Genomic DNA, 19,375 nt, shown 5'->3' on the forward strand with positions numbered 1-19,375 from the left:
GAAGCCATCTTTTTCTTGTCTTTACATTCAATTATTTCCCGAGAAACATTCTTCGACAAATTCCCACAACCCCACTCCCCTAATAATTATTCTCAAAAACAAGTTAAATTTCTGTCAATTCATGATAAAATATATGAGATACTTAAAGTCCTGTTTAATTGAATCACCAACAATAAAGTAGTCTCTAGCTGTTGATTGGAGCAAATGGCGAAGACTCCAGCGGGAGAGTAGCGGCAATGTTGAGACCCCGCAACGAAGTGAGGAGGCTCAAGGTCGCCCCGCGGAAAGCGAAGCCATTTGCGGAAATTACCAGCGGTGTTTTAAAGACCAACAAATAAAAAGTATGTTCTTTTCTGAAGGCAGGTGACAGCATGGGCAGAATTATTGCTATTGCTAACCAAAAAGGTGGAGTTGGAAAAACGACTACATCTGTTAATTTAGGTGCTTGTTTAGCCTACATTGGTAAAAGAGTGCTTTTAGTAGATGTGGACCCACAAGGAAACGCCACTAGTGGAGTGGGAATAGAAAAAGCAGAAGTCCATCAATGTATTTATGATATTTTAGTAGAAGATGTGGAAGCAAAAAAGGCAATTCTATCAACAAAGGTAGAGAACCTTTCCATCATCCCCGCAACGATACAACTCGCAGGTGCTGAAATTGAGTTAGTTCCCACTATTTCAAGAGAAGTACGTTTAAAGAGAGCATTAGATGATGTGAAGCATCTTTTTGACTACATAATCATCGATTGTCCCCCATCTTTGGGCTTATTAACCATCAATGCTTTAACAGCTTCTGATGCAGTTGTGATTCCGGTACAATGCGAATATTATGCACTCGAAGGATTAAGTCAGCTATTAAATACGGTAAGGTTAGTTCAGAAACATTTAAATAAAGAACTTATGATTGATGGTGTCTTGCTGACGATGCTCGATGCCAGAACAAATTTGGGTATTCAAGTGATTGAAGAAGTGAAGAAGTATTTCCAAGATAAAGTGTACAGAACCATCATTCCTCGTAATGTTCGTTTGAGTGAAGCGCCAAGCCATGGAGAGCCCATCATTATTTATGATCCAAAGTCACGTGGAGCGGAAGTTTACTTAGATCTAGCAAAGGAAGTGGTGACACATGGGTAAAGGATTAGGTAAAGGCATAAATGCGCTGTTTCCTTCTATGGAAGCTTCCAAAGAAGAAGCTGTTCAAGAAATAAGTATCAAAGAAGTGCGACCAAACCCCTACCAGCCGCGTAAATACTTTGAGCCTGAAGCAATTGAAGAATTGAAAGAATCCATCCTGCAACACGGAATTCTTCAGCCGATTATTGTTCGTAAAAGCATTAAGGGGTACGAAATTGTCGTTGGGGAACGCCGTTTTCGTGCCGCAAAAGAGGCGAAGCTGTCCAAAGTTCCTGTAGTAGTCCGTACGTTATCAGAGCAACAAATGATGGAACTTGCGCTTCTGGAGAATTTGCAACGTGAGGATCTTACACCTATTGAAGAGGCTGCAGCCTATCAATCTTTAATGGTTAAGCTGGAGTTGACACAAGAACAGTTAGCAAGCAGACTTGGGAAAAGCAGACCACATATCGCAAACCATATTCGTCTATTATCTCTTCCTAAATCTGTCCATGAGCTGATGAATGATGGAAAACTTTCCATGGGACACGGCCGTGCACTATTAGGTCTCAAAAGGAAAGAAAAATTAAAAGCGGTCATTGACAAAGTGTTGCAAGAGCACTTAAATGTGCGTCAGTTGGAACAGTTGATTCAGCAGTTGAATGAAAGTGTTCCACGTGAAACGAAAAAGGACACAGAGGAAAAGGATATTTTCCTTAAGGATCAAGAATCAGTGTTACGAGAGCGTTTTGGAACGTCTGTCTTTATAAAGCGTTCTAAAAACAAGGGGAAAATTGAAATTGAATTCTTCTCTGATGATGACCTGAACAGATTATTAGAATTGTTAGCTCAGACAGAAGAATAAAAAGCAGATCACTTCAAAGGTGGTTTGCTTTTTTGGATAGGCGTTACTTTAATAGAAATGGGGCTTTAGAGTGGTTTTATTAGGAACCATTGTAAATGGTATATGTATTGTTCTCGGTACATTAATAGGGAAAATCTTCACCCGCATCCCGGAAAATACGAAAGAAACAGTAATGAAAATCATTGGTCTTGCCGTATTTTTACTTGGAGCACAGATGGGTTTTAAGAGTAATGAATTTCTAATTGTCATTATTAGTCTAGTAGTAGGTGCTGTAATTGGAGAATGGATTAATTTGGACCGAAAGCTGAACAATGTCGGCAATTGGCTGGAACGTAAGATGGGGTCAAAACAGCAGGGCTCCGTATCAAAGGGTTTTGTCACGGCAACGCTCATCTTTGTTATCGGAGCAATGTCGGTTGTCGGTTCTTTAGATAGTGGACTTAGAGGCGATCATCAAGTACTGTACACAAAATCCATCATTGACGGCTTCACTAGTATTGTTCTGACGACGACTTTAGGGATTGGGGTACTGTTTTCTGCTATCCCAGTCATGATCTATCAAGGTAGTATTGCTTTGTTTGCTACTCAAATTGACCTGTTTGTCCCACCAGATTTACTGGAGTTGCTCATATTTGAGATCACCGCTACTGGCGGGGTCATGATTATGGCAATTGGAATGAATATCATAGGTGTGACCGCTATCCGAGTGGCCAATCTACTTCCAGGAATTTTAGTAGCAGCTGTACTTGTGCTTATACAATACTTTTTTAGCATGTAAACTATTTTTTCTAACAAGGTCGACTTTTAAAGGGTCGGCCTTTTTTCTATTCTTGGCTTTGAATGAATGGTGGTTCAGAGTCCCTCACAGCAGATGCAAGGATATTCTTATGCTCGATAGACCGATCTAATTCTTGGATAGATTGCGCTATGACGGTCGCCATTTTCATAACCAAGCTCAATCTCGTATTCTGTAAAACAAAAAATTCCATAAATCCACTAACATTAACAATTCCTGTAATATGAATATCCCCAACTGGCGGCAAGTCTTTCTTTACTCCAGCCCCCGGCATCACTGGACCTTCCCCTATGGTAATTTGTCCGACACTCTTCAACCTCCCAAGACAGGCATCGATCGCAATGATAAAAGGTGTAAGATGCTTTGCTTGGATATGTGCAAGCTTCTCTTCTAGGTTAACGGCATGAATAGGATCATCTAATGTGCCATATACATGAACATGGTCAAGCTTTATATCATGGAGCTTTGTACCGACTAGTGGTCCCAAGGAATCTCCGGTTGACCGGTCTGTGCCAATGCATACAATGACGATGGGGCGGTACACCAGGCTCGTTGGAAGGTTGGATTGTAAAGTAAGTGCAAGTTCCTTATAAGCATTTACTTCATCATTAGCAATACGAATATTGCCTCCCTTCTTCTCAAAAAAATTAGATTTAAGATTCATAGGTTCCACTCCTTCTTAATAGTAGTAACAGTATACGACTATTGATGGGAAACTATACGTCCACTTTTTTATTTTCGGATATTTTAGGGGGTTACATGTATGTGGAAAAGCGGGTTTCGCTGGATGTTTTTAATATTGGGTACAGTAATTGGTGCAGGGTATGCATCCGGCAGGGAACTCTGGCAATTTTTCGGTTCGGAAAGCGGACTAGCCATTCTTTTATTTACTTTGTTTTTTATCATTTCGTGCTATGTCATCCTGCAAATCAGCAGCAAGGAGCAGACGGAGCATTTCTCCCCCGTATTACGAAAACTTGTCGGGGCGAGGGCATCTTATTTTTACAATATCGTAATGGTCGTTTACTTATTCACCACCACAGTCGTAATGCTGGCAGGTGGTGGGGCGGCGTTACAGGTCTTTTCCATTCCTTATTGGGGAGGGATTGCGATCATATGCTTCTTATTAATTTTGTTGTTTGTTTACGACGTCAAAGGAATGATAACGGTGAACGTCGTGATTATCCCAATAATTGTTTTGACCTTAGCCTATGTGCTGATAGATGCGGTATTTCATAGCCCGGATGTTATCCCTACTTCCGTACTTAAACAAAGCAATTGGCCCGCTGGATTTACCTTTACAGCATTGAATATCCTTCCACTTGTTGCTGTTTTATCTGCGATCGGAAAAGAAGTGAAAGGTAAAGGGGAAATTATCATCGCAAGTGTAGGAAGTGGGGTCATTTTGGGAGTCATCTCGCTTTTTTATAATCAAACTCTTATTCTCGTACAAAGTAAGCTGGGTCTATTTGAAATCCCGCTCTTTGCTATCATTCAGAGTTATCCTTTTTATATGTTGTTCTTTATGACCATCTTACTCTGGGTGGCGATCTATACTACGGCGGCCTCCGGGTTGCTCGGATTAGTCACGAGATTTCGAAATGTCGTGCCAATTCCACTTTGGCTCATGTGTTTATTATTCATTTTATTAATGGTTCCCTTCACTGCAGTGGGCTTTTCCGTCCTCGTAGCAATACTTTACCCACTATTCGGCTTAATCAATCTCTATCTGCTCGTTTGTATTCTGCTTTATCCAATCAAAAACCGTGAAAGCTCATAAGTGAACGCTGTGTATGTTTTAGTAAAATAGCAATTTGTGGGGATTCTAGATGTAAACAAATTTATATTGAGGTAGAGCGATTATGGAATGGACAAACCGAGTACTAGTACAAATGAAAAATTCCTTACTAAATGAAGATCTCTGGGTTTCAATCGGAGAAGGATTTCTCAAGATCATTTTGATTATCCTTGTTGCAGCCATGATAATCAAAATAGGAAAAAAAATCATTCAAAACTTTGTGAAACTAAGAGAAAAAGGGCCAATACGCATATCGGAACGAAGAGAGAACACCCTCCTGAAGCTTTTACAAAACGTGTTAACTTATGTGGTCTATTTTATTGCCTTCATTATGATTCTTGAAATTGTTCATATTGATGTTAGAGCACTTTTAGCCGGGGCGGGAATCGTTGGACTTGCTGTTGGCTTTGGAGCGCAAAACCTGGTGAAAGATATCATTACAGGTTTTTTTATTATATTTGAAGACCAATTTTCTGTCGGTGATTATATTCGAACCGGCACATTTGAAGGGTATGTGGAAGAGATTGGCCTTCGGACCACGAAAATAAAAAGTTGGACAGGGGAATTGCATATATTGCCCAATGGCAGTATTGTAGAATTAACGAATTTCTCCATTCATAACAGTGTTGCCATAGTGGATGTTAGCATCGCATATGAAGGGAAAATAGATGAAGCGGAGCGAGTGATTCAAGAATTACTTGCAGAAATGCCGGCAAGATATGTGGAAATGACAAAAGCACCAGAGCTGCTTGGAATTCAAACGTTGGGCAATTCCGAGGTTGTACTCAGGATCACATGTGAAACAGTGCCAATGAAGCATTGGTTTATCGGGCGTTCAATCAGAAAGGAAGTCAAAAACCGTTTAGACGAAGCAGGGATAGAAATTCCATTTCCGCGCCTGGTCCTCTATAACCGGGAACTAAAGCAAGATGGGCATGCTTCCAAGTAGATAAATAGGGAGTGTAGAAACATGACAGATAAAGAATTCGGTTTAAATGATGTAGTAGAAATGAAAAAAGCACACCCATGCGGGACAAACCGATGGAAAGTAGTGCGAATGGGAATGGACATCCGCATTAAATGCGAAGGATGCGACCACACCGTCCTCATGCCACGAAAAGAATTTACAAGGAAAATTAAGAAGATATTGGTTAGAAATGAAGAATAGCCTTTACCTTAGGATTGGAATTGTGATTAGCGGAAAACTAGAAAACAGTTTATTTGACACACACAGAAAACTTGCAAGAATTGACCTCGAAAATGGGTATTTTAATGATAATATTACTTCTAAAAAAACATTCGGACAATTCTAAGGATGGTTTGGACATTTAGTCCCAAAAAAAGACGTATGTTCGGACAATTATTGCTTCATTTGGCCAACAATTAACGAGTTTCGGTCATTTGGAAATTTTGTTCGGTCAACTTATTCAAAACTTTGGACAAAAATGTGGAATCTTCGGCCAACTTCGCTGAAACTTTGGACAAAAACCTGAAAACTTCGGACATTTGCAATCAGCAACGTACAAATCCCCCTTCTAGATTAATAAACCACCAACTTCTGTGGTGTGATGACATAGAGCAACTGGAATTCAAATAAACTTGTCTTTTCCTCCCATTCTATCTATAATTGTGGGAGGTTTAAATATGTGTTAACGGAAGTTAGGAGTGGATAAAATGGCTTTAACAGCAGGTATCGTTGGTCTTCCAAACGTAGGGAAATCAACGCTTTTTAATGCAATCACACAAGCGGGGGCAGAATCTGCCAACTACCCGTTCTGTACCATAGATCCGAACGTAGGTATCGTAGATGTTCCAGATGAGCGTCTTCAAAAATTAACAGAACTTGTAAATCCGAAGAAAACAGTACCAACACACTTCGAGTTTACCGACATTGCCGGTATCGTTAAAGGCGCAAGCAAAGGAGAAGGACTTGGAAACAAATTCTTATCCCACATCCGTCAAGTAGACGCAATTTGTCATGTTGTTCGTTGCTTCGCTGACGACAATATCACCCACGTTTCAGGTGGAGTGAACCCGATCAATGACATCGAAACCATCAACCTTGAGCTAATTTTGGCTGATTTAGAATCTGTCGATAAGCGTCTAGAGCGTGTTGCAAAATTAGCGAAGCAAAAAGATAAAGAAGCGGTATATGAGCATGAAGTACTTGTACTAGTAAAAGAAGCGCTTGAAAACGAGCTTCCGGCACGTACGGTAGAAGTGACAGACGAGCAGGTAAAATACCTAAAGGGTATGCACCTATTAACAAGCAAGCCTGTCCTTTATGTAGCAAACGTTGGAGAAGAAGATGTAGCGGACACTTCCGATAACGAATACGTGCAACAGGTTCGTGAATTTGCAGCTAAAGACAATGCAGAAGTAATTACGGTTTGTGCGAAAATCGAGTCTGAAATTGTGGAACTAGATGCAGATGAAAAAGCGATGTTCCTTGAGGAGCTTGGCATTAAAGAATCCGGCCTAGATCAATTGATTCGTGCAGCATATAACTTGCTTGGACTTGCTACTTACTTTACTGCAGGAGTACAAGAAGTTCGTGCATGGACATTCCGAACAGGCATGAAAGCACCGCAATGCGCGGGAGTCATTCATACCGACTTTGAACGTGGATTCATCCGTGCAGAAACGGTATCCTATGAAGATTTACTAGCAGCAGGCTCTCACTCAGCTGCCAAAGAAGCAGGAAAAGTCCGCCTAGAAGGAAAAGAATACATTGTAAAAGACGGAGACGTTATTCACTTCCGCTTTAACGTATAAGATTTGTTACGATGAGAGGGGGATTTTCCCTCTCTTTTTTATTTATGATTAATGCAGAAACCGAGTCGTTTGTAGTGGAAGGTGCGCAGACTTCTGCGGGAGGAAGGGACAGGGAAGACCCGCAAGCGTTGTGAGGAGGCTTCCGGACCGCCCGCGAAAAGCGAAGTGCCTGCAACAAAGATCAACTATATTATCAAACAACTAGGACATGTTGCAAAAATCCGGCCCCTCTGGTATAATCTTAATTTGTGAGTAATGATTATTTATAATTGATTGCTCCTTGCCCACCAAGGGCCGCTTAGACCAAAAGGAGGTGACTGTGATGAACAAGTACGAAATCATGTATATCATCCGTCCAAACATTGAGGAAGACGCTAAAAAAGCTCTTACAGAACGTTTCAATACGATCCTAACTGACAACGGTGCAGATCTTTCTGAAGCAAAAGAGTGGGGCAAACGCCGCTTAGCTTACGAAATCAATGATTTCCGTGACGGCTACTATATGCTAGTAAACGTAGCTGCTGAGCCAGCTGCAGTTCAAGAGTTTGATCGTCTTGCTAAAATCAGCGAAGACATCATCCGTCATATCGTTGTGAAAAAAGAAGAAAAATAATAGTTGTCCTCTTTATGGACGTCGTCTCAAGGAGGAGTGGTTCTGATGTTAAATCGCGTAGTATTGGTCGGTCGTTTGACCAAAGATCCTGAATTGCGCTATACCCCAAGTGGAGTGGCGGTTGCTACTTTTACATTGGCAGTCAATCGTACGTTCCAGAATCAGCAGGGCGAACGCGAAGCTGATTTTATTAACTGTGTTGTCTGGAGAAAGCAAGCTGAAAACGCAGCAAACTTCCTGAAAAAAGGAAGCCTCGCTGGTGTGGATGGCCGTGTGCAGACACGCAATTATGAAGGCCAAGATGGAAAACGTGTATACGTAACGGAAATAGTGGCAGAAAGTGTTCAGTTCCTGGAGCCTAAAGGATCCGGTGGTGCTGGAAATGCTTCTCGACCTAATCCAAATCAAAATCAAGGCTATGGTTCATCACCTAACTTTGGGTATGATCAGAACCAACAGCGCAGCAATAACAACAACCAAGGTTATACTCGTGTTGATGACGACCCATTTAAGAATGATGGCCAACCGATTGATATATCCGATGACGATTTGCCGTTCTAATTCTAGAAGGAATCGTTTTATAAAAATGGCTCTATAAGCCGAAAAATCCAAAAAAGAAGAGGTGAATAAAATGGCAGGAGGACGCAGAGGTGGACGTAACAAACGTCGTAAGGTTTGTTATTTCACAGCTAACGGTATCACTCACATCGACTACAAAGACATCGATGTATTGAAAAAGTTCGTTTCTGAGCGTGGTAAAATTTTACCTCGTCGTGTAACAGGAACTAGCGCAAAATACCAACGTAAATTAACGATTGCAATCAAACGCGCTCGTCAAATGGCATTACTACCATACGTATCTGGTGAGTAATAGAGCCGAATAAATAAAAGGAAGGCAGTGAGAGAATATCTTGCTGCCTTCCTTTTTGCTAGTAAAACATTAATTATAATTAAAATTCTACCCTGTTGTCCGAAGTGCAGGGTGTGAGACTCCTGCGGGGGATAACGGTAGCTTGAGACCCCACAGGCAAAGCCGAGGAGGCTCAAACATCGTCCCGCGGAAAGCGAACACCCGGAACGGAGGATAACAGGGAGTTTAAGCTATCATCAACATAACATTTGATTGTAATAGAATCTTAAGGATAAACTATACATATTGTAACTAAGCGTTCTTGGAGGTTTATACTTATGAAGGAAACAAAACATATAACAGAAGGTGCAGCATTGCTCGGTATATACGTCCTGCTCCTTCTCATGACACTCTTCATCCCTCTCTTAGGCCTAATCGCCTTTCTCGCACTCGTAGTTCCATTTGTAATCTATACAGCAAGAAACGGGTGGAAGGCAGGAATTTGGCTCATTGTGGTCGCCGGAGTGCTTAGTGTTCTGATTGGATCGCCGGTTGCTTTAACATTCAGCATTCCAGCTAGTACCGTCGGGTTGGCAATGGGCCATCTTATCCAAAAGAATGCCAGTCGCTATGCCATTTTAGGCGCTTCTACAGGGGTATTTTTGCTGAATTATATTTTGGCATATGTGGTGGCAATCGTCCTTTTTAATATTGATTTTATAGAAGTCCTGCAAGAGATGATCAAGGAGTCCATGCGGGCATCAGAAGCAATTGCTACCTCCCTTGGTCAAGAGAATGCAAAGGAATCCTTGGAAGTGTTTGAGAATGCCTTAGGCTATATGGGCTACCTATTACCCACCATGTTGGTATTGACCTCCTTTGTTCATGCATTTTTCTCGCAGCTAATAACAGTATTTATTTTAAAAAGACTGAAGATGAAGGTTAGTCCCTTCCCGCCATTTCGGGAATTGGTGCTTCCAAAGAGCCTGTTGTGGTACTACTTGATTGTCCTCATTTTATCGCTTATGGCCCCAAAAGAAGGGACAACTTTATTTATGGTAGTACTTAATCTTTCCTTCATTTTAATGCTATTAATGACGGTTCAAGGGTTCTCATTCATTTTCTTCTTTTGTTATATAAAGAAAATCTCAAAAGCGATACCGATTACGTTGGTCATTTTATCCTTCCTAATCACTCCTTTGGTCTATATAATAAGAATGATAGGAATAATAGATATCGGTTTTCAATTAAGAGAAAGAATACAGAGAAATAATCAAGGAAAATAAAGAGCTAAACTATTAATTAGGAGCTGAACAAACATGCCTAATTATTTCGAAAAACTGAATCTGCGTTATCCCGTCTATTTATTGTTTATCATCGCACTGATACAACTCGGGATAATTGTGTTTTTCCAATGGCAAATAGGGATTGTCAGCTTTCTGCTTCTGGGCTTGGTTGTATATCTTTACATCAAAGTGGAACAAAAGGCTAAAAAAGAAATGGAAACGTACATCTCCACCCTTTCATACCGGTTAAAAAAGGTCGGAGAAGAAGCGTTAATGGAGATGCCGATTGGTATCATGCTGTATAATGACGATTATCAAATTGAATGGACAAATCCTTTTCTCGCTTCCTGTTTTCATGAGGAAACCCTCGTAGGCAGGTCGTTATATGATGTCGGGGAAAACTTGATTCCTCTTTTAAAGCAGGATATTGAAACGGAAACGATTGCTTTACATGATCGGAAATATAAAGTGGTCATCAAGAAAGCGGAACGGCTCATTTACTTTTTTGACATTACGGAACAGACTCATATTGAAAAATTATATGAAGACGAGCGAACGGTGCTTGGTATCATTTTCTTAGACAATTATGATGAAGTGACACAGGGAATGGATGATCAGACGAAAAGCGCGATAAACAGCCAGGTGACCTCCATCATCAACAAATGGTCTACAGAAAACGGTGTATTCTTAAAAAGAACATCCATGGAGCGTTTTATTGTGGTTTTAAATGAGCATATCCTAGTGCAATTGGAAAAGAACAAGTTTTCCATTTTGGACGAAGTCCGTGAACAGACATCCAAGCAAAGCATGCCACTTACATTAAGCGTTGGTATTGGTACAGGAGTCCCTTCTCTACCTGAGCTTGGTCACCTCGCCCAATCAAGTTTGGACCTTGCTTTGGGCCGCGGGGGCGATCAGGTAGCCATCAAGCAGACCAACGGAAAGGTCCGCTTCTATGGCGGAAAAACAAATCCAATGGAAAAGCGGACACGAGTCCGTGCACGCGTCATTTCCCATGCATTGAAGGAACTGATTCATGAAAGTGATAAAGTAATCATCATGGGTCATCGCTACCCGGATATGGACGCGCTTGGAGCGGCCATTGGAATTGCCAAAGTGGCAGAACTCAATCATAAGGATGCGTATATTGTTTTAAATCAGCAGGAAATCGATGCAGGAATACACCGTTTGTTGGAGGAATTGAAAGTCCATAGTGAGCTATGGGAAAAGTTCATCTCTCCAGAAGATGCTCTCGAAATAGCGACGAACGACACATTATTGGTCGTTGTAGATACACATAAGCCTTCTCTAGTAATCGAGGAAAAGTTGTTAAATAAAATTGATAATGTGGTTGTAATTGATCACCACAGACGTGGAGAGGACTTTATTGAGGATCCGTTGCTTGTTTATATGGAGCCTTATGCCTCCTCCACAGCGGAGCTTGTTACAGAGCTCCTACAATACCAGCCAAAACGCATCAAAATCACAATGCTTGAAGCGACCGCCCTGTTAGCTGGTATAATAGTAGATACGAAAAGCTTCACGGTCCGTACAGGTTCGCGTACATTTGATGCAGCATCTTACTTGCGTTCACAAGGAGCAGATACAATCCTTGTGCAAAAACTGTTAAAAGAAAATCTAGACCGTTTCGTAAAACGTGCCAAATTAATAGAGAGTGCTTATCTGTATCAAGAAGGCATTGTTATTGCCAAAGGTGTACCTGAAGAATCGTTCGACCAGGTGATGATTGCCCAGGCTGCAGACACACTACTTGCGATGAGCGACATCAATACTTCCTTTGTCATCGCCCATCGGAACGGGGACCAGGTAAGCATCAGTGCAAGATCGCTTGGGGATGTCAACGTACAGGTTGTCATGGAGAATCTGGGTGGCGGTGGACATCTGACAAATGCAGCCACACAAATGAATATGACCATTGATGAAGCAGAAGAAAAACTGAAACAAGCATTAATAGAGTACTTAGAAGGAGGTTCCAAGGAATGAGGGTAATATTTTTAAAAGATGTAAAAGGTAAAGGCAAAAAAGGCGAAGTGAAAAACGTGGCAGATGGTTATGCCCATAATTTTCTACTAAAACAAGGGTTGGCGATGGAGGCTTCTAATGGTAACCTTAAATCATTGGAAGCTCAAAAGAACAAAGAAGCCAAAGAAGCAGAACAAGAGCTAGAAAACGCGAAGAAACTTAAAGAGACGTTGGAAAAGCTTACGCTTGAGTTCCAAACAAAAGCAGGTGAAGGCGGCCGTTTATTCGGCAGCATCACGACGAAACAAATCGCAGAAGAGCTTCAAAAGAAGCATAAAATAAAGATCGACAAGCGCAAAATGGAGCTAAATGATGCTATTCGCGCTTTAGGCTATACAAACGTACCTGTAAAGCTGCATACAGACGTTACAGCGACCTTGAAGGTGCATGTAACAGAACAGAAGTAAGAAAAGTGCTCGGCAATCTCGCCGAGTTTTCTTTATGAGAGGCTATAAAGGTTTCGTTTTCTGGGAGGAGGAACAAGGATGAGCGATATTTTTGAAGATAGAATACCACCGCAAAATATAGAAGCGGAACAGGCCGTCATCGGGGCCATTTTTCTAGAACCGTCTGCCCTGACATTGGCGTCCGAGCTTGTCATGCCAGATGACTTTTACCGCGCAGCCCATCAAAAGATATATGACTGCATGCTGAATCTTTCCGACCGGGGCGAACCGGTCGATCTCGTCACAGTCACATCCGAGCTTGCAAACTTGAAGCTTTTAGAAGAAGTTGGAGGGGTATCTTACCTTAGTGATATAGCAGGTTCGGTGCCAACTGCAGCCAATATAGAGTATTACGCAAAGATTGTAGAAGAAAAGTCCATTCTTCGCCGACTTATCCGTACCGCGACCAACATCGCCCAAGAAGGCTACAGCAGGGAAGATGAAGTGGCGGGCTTATTGAACGAAGCGGAAAAACAGATCCTAGAAGTTTCTCAACGGAAAAACTCCGGTGTGTTCCAAAACATCAAGGATGTACTCGTTAAAACCTATGATAATATTGAAACCCTCCACAACCGTAAAGGGGAAGTCACAGGGATTGAGACAGGCTTTACAGAATTGGACAGAATGACGGCGGGTTTCCAACGAAACGATTTAATCATCATCGCAGCCCGTCCTTCCGTTGGTAAAACGGCATTCGCCTTGAATATTGCGCAAAACGTAGCTACAAAAGCTCGAGAAAATGTCGCGATTTTCAGTTTGGAGATGGGTGCTGAGCAGCTGGTCATGAGGATGCTTTGTGCAGAAGGTAACATCAATGCGCAGAACCTAAGGACAGGCCAATTGACTGCTGAGGATTGGAGCAAGCTGACAATGGCAATGGGAAGCTTGTCCAATGCCGGTATCTACATTGATGATACGCCAGGTATCCGTGTCAGTGAAATACGTTCCAAATGCCGTCGTCTAAGACAAGAGAGCGGCCTTGGAATGATTCTGATTGACTACCTGCAATTAATCCAAGGTAGCGGGCGTGGCGGCGGAGAAAACCGTCAGCAGGAAGTTTCCGAGATTTCCCGTTCCCTAAAAGCATTAGCGAGGGAACTAGAGGTCCCTGTTATCGCCTTGTCTCAGCTCTCACGTGGCGTGGAGCAGCGTCAAGACAAGCGTCCAATGATGTCCGATATCCGTGAATCCGGAAGTATCGAGCAGGATGCCGATATCGTTGGTTTCCTATATCGTGATGACTATTATGACAAAGAAAGTGAAAACAAGAACATCATCGAGATCATTCTGGCTAAACAACGTAACGGTCCTGTTGGGACGGTCTCCTTGGCTTTCGTAAAAGAATATAATAAATTTGTTAATTTGGAGCGGCGATTTGATGATGAATCCGTCCCTCCAGGGGCATAATAAAAGGCATCTACGTCATGTAGGTGCCTTTTTAAACTTAATGGACCATTATTAGAAGTTTTACGTCTTAATTACGAACAAATATAATATTAAATTTCTGTAACGTTCGTGTTTAGGTTGACTTTCTAGTGAGCAGCTGATAAACTTACTTTGGTTCAATAAGAATAAAAAGTTACATATTTAGTGGAGGTGTACGGACTATGGCATCAGTAGTCGTAGTAGGAACACAATGGGGAGACGAAGGAAAAGGGAAAATTACCGATTTTCTTTCTGAGAATGCCGAGCTGATTGCACGTTACCAAGGTGGTAACAACGCAGGACACACAATTAAATTTAACGGTGAAACTTATAAATTACATCTAATACCTTCTGGAATTTTTTATAACGACAAGATCTGCGTCATTGGTAACGGAATGGTTGTAGATCCGAAAGCATTAATCAAAGAGTTAAAATATTTACATGACCGCGGTGTGAGCACAGATAACCTGCGCATCTCAGACCGTGCACACGTTATTCTTCCTTACCACTTGAAGTTGGACGAAGTGGAAGAAGAACGCAAAGGGGCTAACAAAATCGGTACAACGAAAAAAGGTATCGGACCAGCTTACATGGACAAAGCTGCTCGTGTTGGTATTCGTATTGCCGACTTGCTTGACCGCGAACTTTTTGAAGCGAAGCTTGCACACAACTTAGCGGAAAAGAACCGTTTGTTAGAAAGAATGTACGAAACAGAAGGCTTCCAATTAGAAGATATTCTTGATGAGTACTACGAATACGGACAGCAATTCGCAAAATACGTAACAGATACTTCCGTTGTATTAAACGATGCGCTTGATGATGGCCGCCGCGTCCTTTTTGAAGGAGCTCAAGGGGTTATGCTGGATATTGACCAAGGAACATACCCATTCGTAACATCTTCTAACCCTGTAGCGGGTGGTGTTACCATCGGTTCTGGAGTTGGTCCATCAAAAATAGATCACGTTGTTGGGGTAGCAAAAGCATATACGACACGTGTTGGAGACGGTCCATTCCCAACAGAACTAGACAATGAGATCGGTCACCAAATTCGTGAAGTAGGTAGAGAGTACGGAACTACTACAGGCCGCCCACGCCGCGTTGGTTGGTTTGACAGTGTAGTTGTACGCCATGCACGCCGCGTAAGTGGTATGACGGACCTTTCCTTAAACTCTATCGACGTATTAACAGGTATTGAAACGCTAAAAATTTGCGTAGCTTACAAATACAAAGGCGAAGTGATGGAAGCATTCCCTGCAAGCTTGAAAGTACTTGCTGAATGTGAGCCAGTATATGAAGAAATGCCAGGATGGACAGAAGACATCACAGGCGTTAGAAGCTTAAGTGAGCTTCCAGAGAACGCTCGACACTACATTGAGCGCGTATCCCAGCTGACAGGCATTCCATTGTCTATCTTCTCTGTAGGCCCAGATCGCTCACAGACGAACGTGGTACGAAGTGTGTATGCGAAGTAATTGATTATTGTTTGGAGCCCTCCTTAGTGGGGGCTTTTTACTCTTTATATGGCTTGATGCTTGTTGAGCTAAATGATTTCTAGGCTTGATAGGGTTATGATGACACTTTCATAGGGAAAATTCATGTCAAAGTGTCTTCAATAAGTGTATGAAGAGACTTAAGACAAAAATATCTCCCCCAAAGTGTCTTCATGCCCCAGATGAAGTCATTATTAGCGGAGTTTACGGCTCCAAAGTGTCTTCATTACATTTAGTGAGCTCTTTTTTATAGACGACAATTAGTAAATTTTATAGAAGTTAATATTTTTTAAAAAAAGTTATTGCAAGATATGTTAATAGTATGCTATTATTAAAAACGTCGCCAAAAGAGATTTAAAGTTACATAAGGCGAAGTTATCAATAGGTGCCATTAGCTCAGTCGGTAGAGCATCTGACTTTTAATCAGAGGGTCGAAGGTTCGAGTCCTTCATGGCACACCATTTTCTTTCAAAAAGTAAGGCCCATTGGTCAAGCGGTTAAGACACCGCCCTTTCACGGCGGTAACACGGGTTCGAATCCCGTATGGGTCACCATTTTTAGTTTTAGGTCCCGTGGTGTAGCGGTTAACATGCCTGCCTGTCACGCAGGAGATCGCCGGTTCGATCCCGGTCGGGACCGCCATTTACATATTTAAAGTTATGTTAGGCTCGGTAGCTCAGTTGGTAGAGCACGATCGAGTAAGCTTCGAAGCATTGCTACAGCGCACAAATTTTTGAACTTTAAAATTTGGGTGATGATGCGAGTGCATTTCATATTGTTAAGACAACCAAATATACGGCTCGGTAGCTCAGTTGGTAGAGCAATGGACTGAAAATCCATGTGTCGGCGGTTCGATTCCGTCCCGAGCCATCTCAAAGCAGTACGTTCATTTCGTTAATGAACGTGCTGCTTTTTTGCAGTAAAGAATTGCTTATTGAGGAGTGTAATTTACTCCAGAAGATTTTTGTAAGCCCAAACCGGCAGCAATCTCCCGTCAAGTGTCTAATAGAAACCCTCTATAAGCCCAAACCCGGCAGCAACCCCCCATCAGCTGTCTAATAAAAGCCCAAAAAACCCATCAAAAGCCCAACAAAACGCTCCACCACCACAACGCACAACACGCCTTGTTACTCCACTGTAACAAAACAGGGTAAATTCTCCTCTACTTCCAGACCAAACGTCAAAACTATGTAAAATTACCCATGTTTTATTCCTAAATAAGGAAAAACCCCTATAAATCGCCTAAATATGACAACAATAATACAGTTATATTACATCTTTTGTTCTAGTATTCTATTTGTTTATGAACCTATGGTATGGTAAAGTAGTCGGAAATTTTAAATGGGTATCAATAGTCCTAATACGAGAAAACTAGGTTACCTAAATAAAACTGTTTACAGAACGGGGAAGAAATCAGGGGGTAAGAAAGACCATGATGAACCGATTAAAGCGTATATATAGTACATACACCGAAAAACAAAATAGTAAACATAAATCTCAAAAAAATTGCCTTTCTACTTTTACAAAGAGAGTGTTGGTAACAACTATTGCTGCTTCTACTATCACACTTGGCGCAGTTGCTGTTCATGCTAGTGAGAATTCTCTGCTAGGAACGGTATATCACGTGTATTTAAATGGTGAGCGTGTGGGTGCAGTCGATGATAAGGCGCAGCTAGATAAGGCGTTAGAAGCTAAAGTAGAGTCTGTTCAGAAAGATCATAAGGACCTAGAGCTTTCAGTAGGGAAACAAGTATCCGTTATTCCTGAGAAAGTATTTAGACCTTCTGCTCAGAATAAAGAGACAATCGAAACAGTAGTAGAACAAGTAGAAGTTAAAGCTAGCGCTTCTGCACTGACGATTAATGGAGAAGAAGTGGTACTTGTAAAAGACAAGGAAGAAGCGGAAAAGGTTGTTGAGTTGTTAAAGTTAGAGTTTGTTTCCGAAGAAGACTTGAAAGCTTTAGAAAAACGACAAGAGAACCAAGAGTCCAAGCTTCCTGAGCTGAAAGAAAACGAGTCTCGTGTCTTAGACGTAACGATTTCTGAAAAAGTTTCATTTAGTGATAAAAATGTAGATCCTAAACATGTTGTTTCTGTAAAAGAAGCAGTGAAATTGATTAAAAAAGGCAAAAAGCAAGCGGAGAAGTATGAAGTACAAGCAGGAGATTCTTTAGGAGATATCGCGGAGAAACATGAGCTTTCTTCAGAAGAACTTCTGGAGATGAATCCTGATATCGCAATGGATACTTTACTAAAAGTCGGTAAGGTGCTAAATGTTTCAGCGAAAAAACCTTATCTGAATATACAAGTAAAAGAAGAAGCTTCTAAAAATGAAGAAATTCCTTACGAGCAGGAAGTGGTGGAAGATAAAGAGCTTCCTAAGGGAGAATCGAAAGTGAAGCAACAAGGTGAAAACGGACAGAAAAACGTTCGCACCATTACTACGAAAGAAAACGGTATGACTATCAAGACGGAAGTAACTCATGAAGAAACATTGAAGGAACCTGTGAAGCATATTGTTGTAAAAGGAACGAAAGTGATTCCTTCCCGTGGCAGCGGATCACTTGCATGGCCAGCGGTTGGCGGTTATATTTCCAGTAAAATGGGTCACCGTTGGGGTAAAATGCATAAAGGTATCGACATTGCTCGCCCAAGCGACCGTACTATTAAAGCAGCGGACAATGGAGTAATCGAATCAGCTGGCTGGGACGGCGGTTACGGGAACAAAGTGGTCATCAACCACCAAAATGGGATGAAGACAACATATGCCCACCTTGATTCCATTAGCGTTTCAGTTGGACAAACTGTTTCTCGCGGTGCAAAGATTGGTGTCATGGGTACGACAGGTCAATCTACAGGAGTTCATTTACACTTTGAAGTCTACCAAGATGGCAAGTTAAAAGATCCAATGCAGTATCTAAATAACTAAACACATACATGGAACCTCTAGCAACTTGATAAGTGAGCTAGAGGTTTTTATGTTTATTATGTACTTTTTGGGGCTTTCTCTTAATAGATGCGCTCCCTCGCTGTACATGGTAAAGTAAGTAGTAGAATGTTTTTTTATCATTACGGTTAGTTGTCAATTTATCACATGCAAAATGGCAACAATCTTCGGAAAAGAGCCATACTAAAGGATAAGAATAGATAGATGCTGAGAAGGAGCGAAATCATATGGAAAAGAAAATACTTGTAGTAGACGACGAAAAACCAATCGCAGATATATTGAAGTTCAATCTTCAAAAAGAGGGATACGAGGTGTATTGTGCCTATGATGGTGAAGAGGCGGTCAATAAGGTAGAGGAAGTGCGCCCTGACTTGATCCTTTTAGATATTATGTTGCCACAGCGTGACGGGATGGAAGTTTGCAGGGAAGTACGTAAGAAGTATGAAATGCCGATTATCATGCTGACTGCAAAGGATTCGGAGATAGATAAGGTGCTTGGATTAGAACTTGGGGCGGATGACTATGTTACAAAGCCCTTCAGCACCCGTGAACTAATTGCGAGGGTAAAGGCTAATTTGCGACGTCACCAACAGAAAGCTGCGGATACAGAAGAACCATCGGAGATTGCCATTGGTTCCCTTGTGATCCACCCTGATGCTTACATGGTAACCAAAAGGGGAGATATGATCGAGCTGACGCACCGCGAGTTTGAATTGTTACATTATCTAGCTAAACATATCGGCCAGGTAATGACACGTGAGCATCTCCTTCAGACCGTTTGGGGCTATGATTATTATGGAGATGTACGTACAGTGGACGTAACGGTTCGTCGCCTGCGTGAAAAAATTGAAGATAACCCAAGTCACCCGACATGGATAGTGACAAGAAGAGGAGTTGGCTATTACCTGCGACAAACGGAGCAGGAATAA

Annotated in this window: 18 protein-coding genes and 4 tRNA genes; 21 read left to right on the forward strand and 1 reads right to left on the reverse strand. The window is 41.7% G+C overall.

What is annotated here, in order from left to right; translation table 11 throughout:
• Positions 1–371: 371 nt before the first annotated feature.
• The 3 genes from HC179_RS06630 (at position 372) to HC179_RS06640 (ending at position 2,755) form a co-directional block, all read left to right on the forward strand.
• Positions 372–1,133, forward strand: a complete 762-nt coding sequence (locus HC179_RS06630; protein WP_060665635.1) for a ParA family protein — start codon at positions 372–374, stop codon at positions 1,131–1,133.
• A complete protein-coding gene (locus HC179_RS06635; protein WP_168863624.1) occupies positions 1,126–1,977 on the forward strand; it encodes a ParB/RepB/Spo0J family partition protein in 852 nt (283 codons plus the stop codon). Before HC179_RS06630 ends, HC179_RS06635 begins: the two co-directional genes overlap by 8 nt.
• 70 nt (positions 1,978–2,047) lie before the next feature.
• The gene (locus HC179_RS06640) at positions 2,048–2,755 is read left to right on the forward strand and encodes a DUF554 family protein (protein WP_168863625.1); all 708 of its coding nucleotides are present in this window, start codon (positions 2,048–2,050) and stop codon (positions 2,753–2,755) included.
• A gap of 46 nt (positions 2,756–2,801) precedes the next feature.
• Here HC179_RS06640 and yyaC read toward each other — a convergent pair whose 3' ends face one another.
• Entirely contained in the window at positions 2,802–3,437 is a 636-nt protein-coding gene (yyaC, locus tag HC179_RS06645; RefSeq protein ID WP_168863626.1) for a spore protease YyaC, read from the reverse strand.
• Positions 3,438–3,536: 99 nt separating this feature from the next.
• Between yyaC and HC179_RS06650 the strand changes: the two genes are divergently transcribed.
• The 18 genes from HC179_RS06650 (at position 3,537) to yycF (ending at position 19,375) form a co-directional block, all read left to right on the forward strand.
• Positions 3,537–4,553, forward strand: coding sequence for a YkvI family membrane protein (locus HC179_RS06650; protein ID WP_168863627.1), 1,017 nt, complete (start codon positions 3,537–3,539; stop codon positions 4,551–4,553).
• An 82-nt stretch (positions 4,554–4,635) separates the two neighbouring features.
• On the forward strand, positions 4,636–5,520 hold the full coding sequence (locus tag HC179_RS06655; protein WP_168863628.1) for a mechanosensitive ion channel family protein: 885 nt from the start codon (positions 4,636–4,638) through the stop codon (positions 5,518–5,520).
• A gap of 21 nt (positions 5,521–5,541) precedes the next feature.
• Entirely contained in the window at positions 5,542–5,739 is a 198-nt protein-coding gene (locus HC179_RS06660; protein ID WP_168863629.1) for a DUF951 domain-containing protein, read from the forward strand.
• Positions 5,740–6,245: 506 nt separating this feature from the next.
• Positions 6,246–7,346, forward strand: coding sequence for a redox-regulated ATPase YchF (ychF, locus tag HC179_RS06665; RefSeq protein ID WP_168863630.1), 1,101 nt, complete (start codon positions 6,246–6,248; stop codon positions 7,344–7,346).
• A gap of 322 nt (positions 7,347–7,668) precedes the next feature.
• Positions 7,669–7,959 carry a 30S ribosomal protein S6 gene (gene rpsF / locus HC179_RS06670; RefSeq protein WP_060665643.1) on the forward strand — a complete coding sequence of 97 codons (291 nt, stop codon included), beginning with the start codon at positions 7,669–7,671 and terminating at the stop codon, positions 7,957–7,959.
• A gap of 45 nt (positions 7,960–8,004) precedes the next feature.
• A complete protein-coding gene (gene ssb, locus HC179_RS06675; protein ID WP_168863631.1) occupies positions 8,005–8,520 on the forward strand; it encodes a single-stranded DNA-binding protein in 516 nt (171 codons plus the stop codon).
• 70 nt (positions 8,521–8,590) lie between these two features.
• On the forward strand, positions 8,591–8,830 hold the full coding sequence (rpsR, locus tag HC179_RS06680) for a 30S ribosomal protein S18 (RefSeq protein ID WP_060665645.1): 240 nt from the start codon (positions 8,591–8,593) through the stop codon (positions 8,828–8,830).
• A 317-nt stretch (positions 8,831–9,147) separates the two neighbouring features.
• On the forward strand, positions 9,148–10,095 hold the full coding sequence (locus HC179_RS06685) for a YybS family protein (RefSeq protein WP_168863632.1): 948 nt from the start codon (positions 9,148–9,150) through the stop codon (positions 10,093–10,095).
• 33 nt (positions 10,096–10,128) lie between these two features.
• Positions 10,129–12,099: a DHH family phosphoesterase gene (locus HC179_RS06690; protein WP_168863633.1), complete on the forward strand. Its 1,971-nt coding sequence runs from the start codon at positions 10,129–10,131 to the stop codon at positions 12,097–12,099.
• Positions 12,096–12,545 (forward strand): 50S ribosomal protein L9, encoded by a 450-nt coding sequence (rplI, locus tag HC179_RS06695; protein ID WP_168863634.1) that lies wholly within the window; start codon positions 12,096–12,098, stop codon positions 12,543–12,545. The genes HC179_RS06690 and rplI overlap by 4 nt, the downstream gene beginning before the upstream one ends.
• A 78-nt stretch (positions 12,546–12,623) precedes the next feature.
• Positions 12,624–13,991 carry a replicative DNA helicase gene (gene dnaB / locus HC179_RS06700; RefSeq protein ID WP_060665649.1) on the forward strand — a complete coding sequence of 456 codons (1,368 nt, stop codon included), beginning with the start codon at positions 12,624–12,626 and terminating at the stop codon, positions 13,989–13,991.
• A gap of 200 nt (positions 13,992–14,191) precedes the next feature.
• Positions 14,192–15,481 (forward strand): adenylosuccinate synthase, encoded by a 1,290-nt coding sequence (locus tag HC179_RS06705; RefSeq protein WP_168863635.1) that lies wholly within the window; start codon positions 14,192–14,194, stop codon positions 15,479–15,481.
• 403 nt (positions 15,482–15,884) lie between these two features.
• Positions 15,885–15,960, forward strand: a tRNA-Lys gene (locus HC179_RS06710).
• Between the two features lie 18 nt (positions 15,961–15,978).
• A tRNA-Glu gene (locus HC179_RS06715) sits at positions 15,979–16,053 on the forward strand.
• Between the two features lie 12 nt (positions 16,054–16,065).
• Positions 16,066–16,141, forward strand: a tRNA-Asp gene (locus tag HC179_RS06720).
• A gap of 155 nt (positions 16,142–16,296) precedes the next feature.
• Positions 16,297–16,369, forward strand: a tRNA-Phe gene (locus HC179_RS06725).
• 562 nt (positions 16,370–16,931) lie between these two features.
• Positions 16,932–18,428 carry a peptidoglycan DD-metalloendopeptidase family protein gene (locus HC179_RS06730; protein WP_168863636.1) on the forward strand — a complete coding sequence of 499 codons (1,497 nt, stop codon included), beginning with the start codon at positions 16,932–16,934 and terminating at the stop codon, positions 18,426–18,428.
• Between the two features lie 245 nt (positions 18,429–18,673).
• Entirely contained in the window at positions 18,674–19,375 is a 702-nt protein-coding gene (gene yycF / locus HC179_RS06735; RefSeq protein WP_010197838.1) for a response regulator YycF, read from the forward strand.

This window comes from Bacillus sp. RO1, from assembly GCF_012524115.1.
Taxonomy (GTDB): domain Bacteria; phylum Bacillota; class Bacilli; order Bacillales; family Bacillaceae_I; genus Sutcliffiella_A.